Annotated in this window: 5 protein-coding genes and 1 pseudogene; 5 read left to right on the forward strand and 1 reads right to left on the reverse strand. The window is 69.2% G+C overall.

Features of this window, described 5'->3' with window-relative positions; all coding sequences use genetic code 11:
- The 3 genes and pseudogenes from DI526_RS23185 to DI526_RS23195 form a co-directional block, all read left to right on the forward strand.
- Positions 1 to 386 (forward strand): annotated as a pseudogene (locus tag DI526_RS23185) (NAD(P)/FAD-dependent oxidoreductase); the annotation flags it as partial.
- Between the two features lie 133 nt (positions 387 to 519).
- A complete protein-coding gene (locus tag DI526_RS23190) occupies positions 520 to 771 on the forward strand; it encodes a DUF2164 domain-containing protein (protein ID WP_304283347.1) in 252 nt (83 codons plus the stop codon).
- Positions 772 to 1,010: 239 nt separating this feature from the next.
- On the forward strand, positions 1,011 to 1,646 hold the full coding sequence (locus DI526_RS23195; RefSeq protein ID WP_304283349.1) for a TetR/AcrR family transcriptional regulator: 636 nt from the start codon (positions 1,011 to 1,013) through the stop codon (positions 1,644 to 1,646).
- 56 nt (positions 1,647 to 1,702) lie between these two features.
- Here the strand turns inward: DI526_RS23195 and DI526_RS23200 are convergent, their stop codons facing one another.
- Positions 1,703 to 1,825, reverse strand: a complete 123-nt coding sequence (locus DI526_RS23200; RefSeq protein ID WP_304283357.1) for a hypothetical protein — start codon at positions 1,823 to 1,825, stop codon at positions 1,703 to 1,705.
- Between the two features lie 30 nt (positions 1,826 to 1,855).
- Between DI526_RS23200 and DI526_RS23205 the strand changes: the two genes are divergently transcribed.
- On the forward strand, positions 1,856 to 2,899 hold the full coding sequence (locus DI526_RS23205) for an alpha/beta hydrolase (RefSeq protein ID WP_304283351.1): 1,044 nt from the start codon (positions 1,856 to 1,858) through the stop codon (positions 2,897 to 2,899).
- 153 nt (positions 2,900 to 3,052) lie between these two features.
- Positions 3,053 to 4,048 carry an NADPH:quinone oxidoreductase family protein gene (locus DI526_RS23210; protein ID WP_304283354.1) on the forward strand — a complete coding sequence of 332 codons (996 nt, stop codon included), beginning with the start codon at positions 3,053 to 3,055 and terminating at the stop codon, positions 4,046 to 4,048.
- Positions 4,049 to 4,202 lie beyond the last annotated feature (154 nt).

Raw genomic sequence — 4,202 nt, forward strand, 5'->3', positions numbered from 1 at the left:
ACGCCGACCACCGCTTGCCGCTGTTCAAGCGGATGATGAAGCCGGGGATCGACAACCTGTTCTTCATGGGCCTGGCCCAGCCGCTGCCCACCCTGGTGAACTTCGCCGAGCAGCAGGCCAAGCTGGCCGCCGCCTACCTGGCCGGCCAGTACGCCCCGCCGCCCCGCGCCGAGATGGAGAAGATCATCGCCAAGGACGATGCGCGCCACACCGGCCACTTCTACGAGTCGGCCCGCCACACCATCCAGGTCGACTTCAACCTCTATTGCGCCGACCTCAAGAAGGAGATCGCCAAGGGCGAGGCGCGGGCGCGGAGCCAGGGCGGCAAGCTGCCGGTGGTGGGACGGGCGGAGAGCAAATCGGAACCGCTGCTGGCCCCCACCTGATCGCTTCGCGATCGTCCGCCCCCGGAGGGGGCAGAAGGAACGGGAGCCTTCTTCCCCCTCCGGGGGAGGAGCGCCGTAGGCGCGGAGGGGGCAAGTAAGCTACGCCTCTCTGCGAAAAGAGGAGCCGCCCCCCATGCCCAAGATCACCTTCGACAAGGACACCCGCGCCAGGCTGGTCGCCGGCCTTTCGCACTATCTGCGCGACGAGCTGGACCTGGAGGTGAAGGGCTTCGACGCCGAGTTCCTGCTGGACTTCGTGACCGAGCGGCTGGGGCCCTACTGGTACAACCAGGGCCTCCACGACGCCCAGGCCCTGTACCGCGAGAAGCTCGAAGCGATCAGCGAGGCCGTCTACGACATCGAGCAGCCGGTGAAACCCTTATGAGACCTCTCTCCATTCCGACTTCCCCGGCGAACGCCGGGGCCCAGGTGGAAAGGCGCGAGAGGTGGGCTCTGGAAACTCCGAGCTTCTCCAGTCCACCCCGGCATCCGCGATCTGGGCCCCGGCATTCGCCGGGGAGATCGGGATATTCAAACTCGAAGCCTAACCCTTGCATCCTCCCCCGGACTAAGGCTGTCATCCTGACGGCGCGTCACGATCGCGCCATCTCCGAGTCGGGGCCCATGTCCAACATCGCCTACTTCCCCAAGCCCCACATCGACCAGCGGCCGGGCAAGCGCGAGCGGACCAAGACCGCCAACCGCCAGGCCATCCTCGACGCGGCGCGCGAGGTGTTCGGCGAGCTGGGCTATGACGCGGCCACGGTGCGCGACATCATCCGCCGCACCGGTTTGGCTTCCGGCACCTTCTACAACTACTACAAGTCCAAGGAGGAGGTGTTCGACGCCCTGGCCGACGACGGCGCGCGCCGTTTCCGGCCCCTGCTGCGCGCCGAGTCCGAGAAGGCCACCGACTTCCCGTCGTTCCTGCGTGGCGCCGTGCTGGCCTATTTCGAGTTCCTGGCCAAGGAGCAGGAAAGCTGGCGCCTCGACCGTCCCGTCGGCGAGGCCTTCCCGCACGCCCGCTCGACACCCGAGCTGACCGCGGTCTTCGACGAGGTGCGCGAGGCCTTCGCCCGGGTGCTGGCCCACGACAACGCCCCGCCGGTCGATCTGGACTACCTGACCTCGGCCTGCATCGCGATCGCCCGGGAGCTGGGCGACAAGATGCTGGAGCGGCGGCCGGTCGACACGGGGGCGGCCGCGGACTTCGCCGTCAAGCTGATCCTGGGCGGGGTGCCGGCCCTGCCGAAGTTGTAGGCGCATGAACACCTACGCCTCATCATCATCGTGTCATCCCGGAAGCCTCGAAGAGGCTATCCGGGACCCAGGGGGTGACGAAGCGCCGTGCGCGCCGCCCCTGGGTCCCGGCTCTTCCTCCGGCTCAAGGCCGGGGTTCGGCCGGGATGACACGAGGTTTTTTGCCTTCGGGTTGAGATCCTAAGAACAACAACAAGAGAGGGGGAAACATGGCCTCGGACGCCACACAGAAAGCCATACTGAAGTTGATCCTGTCCCTGCCCAGCCCGATCCTGCGCGCCATGTCGGGCGGCGGGGTGGTCTACAAGGGCGGGCGGACGCTGGACCCGCGCTTCCAGTTCTTCGCCCACGCAGCCAGGAAGCTGCCGCCGATGTCCAGCCTGACGCCCGCCGAAGCTGTCGCGGGCAGCGCCAAGGGCCTGGCCGCCGTGCAGGGGCCGCTGGAGCCGGGCGTGCGCACCGAGAGCCTCTCGGTCGAAGGCCCCAACGGTCCGATCCCCTGCCGCGCCTATCGCCCGGAGATCCAGGACATCCACGCCCCGCTGATCGTCTACGCCCACATGGGCGGCGGGGTGATCGGCGATCTGGAGACCTGCCACGCCTTCTGCTCGATCCTGGCGCGGATCGTCCGCACCGCGGTGATCTCGGTCGACTACCGCCTGGCGCCCGACCACAAGTTTCCGGCGGGCCTCGAGGACGTGCTGGCCGCCTATCGCTGGGCGCGCGACAACACTGCCCGCTTCGGCGCCGCCCCCCTCCCGCCAGCCATCGGCGGCGACAGCATGGGCGGCAACTTCTCGGCCATCGTCGCCCAGGAAATGAAGCGCAAGGGCGAGCCGCAGCCCTCGGCCCAGATCCTGATCTATCCGGCCGTGGACGTCGCCAGCGAAACGCCGTCCATGACCACCTTCGGCGACGCCTATCCGCTGACCCGCGAGACCATGGAGTGGTTCATGGGCCATTACATCGGCGCCGACGCCGATCCGGCCGATCCGCGCCTGTCTCCCGACCGCACCGAGGACCTTTCGGGCCTGGCCCCCGCCGTGATCGCCACCGCCGGCTTCGATCCGCTGACCGACCAGGGCGAGGCGTACGCCAAGCGGCTGCAAGCCGCTGGCGTGCCGGTGCGCTATCGCCGCTACGACAGCCTGGCCCACGCGTTCACCGCCTTCACGGGCGCGATCCCCGCGGCCGACGCGGCGTGTCGGGAGATCGCCGGGCTGGTGCGCGAGACGTTCGAGGCGGGGAGCTAGGAGCCAAATCCCGCCCCCTCACCGTGTCATCCCGGAAAGCCCGTAGGGCTTATCCGGCACCCAGGGGGTGCGTGAACACTGTGCGAGCCGCCCCTGGGTCCCGGCTCTACGCTTCGCTCCGGCCGGGATGACACTGATTTTATGGAACTGGGAATGCTCCTCCCCCTCACCATGCGCGCCCTCGTCGTCGAAGCCCTGGCGCCCGACTTCGGCGGCTGCGCCGTGCGCGAGGTCCCGACGCCCTCCCCGGGGCCCGACGAGGTCCTGGTGCGCGTCCGGGCGGCCAGCGTGAACTTCCCCGACCTGCTGATGACGCGCGGCGAGTACCAGTTCAAACCGCCCCTGCCGTTCACCCCTGGCCTGGACCTCTCCGGCGAGGTCGTCGCGCTGGGCGACGGCGTCACGGACCTGGCGATCGGCCAGGCCGTGGTCGGGGGCGCGCGCCTGGGCGGCTTCGCGGAATACGCGGTGCTGTCGGCAGACGCGCTCAAACCCAAGCCCGAACGGCTGTCGTTCGCCGAAGGCGCGGCCTATGGCGCGGCCTATCTGACCGCCTATGTCGCCCTGGTCCGCCGCGCGCGGCTGGAGCCCGGCGAGTGGGTGCTGGTCCACGGCGCGGCCGGCGGGGTGGGACTGGCCGCCGTCGACCTGGCCAAGGCGCTGGGCGCACGGGTCATCGCGACCTCCGCCTCGGACGACAAGCTGGCCCAAGTCAAGGCGCTGTACGCGCCCGACGCCGTGGTCAATGTGACGGGCGGCTTCCGCGACCGGGTGAAAGAGATCACCGGCGGCCACGGCGCGGACGTGATCTACGATCCCGTGGGCGGCGACGTCTTCGACGAGAGCGTCCGCTGCGTCGCCTTCGACGGGCGGCTCTTGGTGATCGGCTTCACCTCGGGGCGCATCCCGACCGTCTCGGTCAACATGCCGCTGATCAAGGGCTTCTCGGTCATGGGCGTGCGAGCCGGCGAATACGGCCGCCAGTTCCCCGACCAGGGCCGCGAGAACGCGCAGGCGGTGTGGGCGATGGCGAACGAAGGCCGCATCCGGCCGCACGTCTGCGCCGAGCTGCCCCTGGAGCGCTGGCGCGAGGCGTTCGCCTTGTTGAGCGAGCGGAAGGTGGTGGGCAAGGCGGTGATCGTTCCGTAGAAGCCCAGCTCCCTTTTTTGTGTCATCCCGGGCGGCGTAGCCGACCCGGGACCCAGGGGCCGGCGCAGTGCGGCTGCCCCTGGGTCCCTGTGTATTGCGAAGAAGGTCAAGCCTTGGCTTGATGGTTGGCGGGCGTAGCTCGTTGGGTCCCTGG

Origin of the sequence: Caulobacter segnis (assembly GCF_003243465.1) — a bacterium.
GTDB classification, from domain to species: domain Bacteria; phylum Pseudomonadota; class Alphaproteobacteria; order Caulobacterales; family Caulobacteraceae; genus Caulobacter; species Caulobacter segnis_A.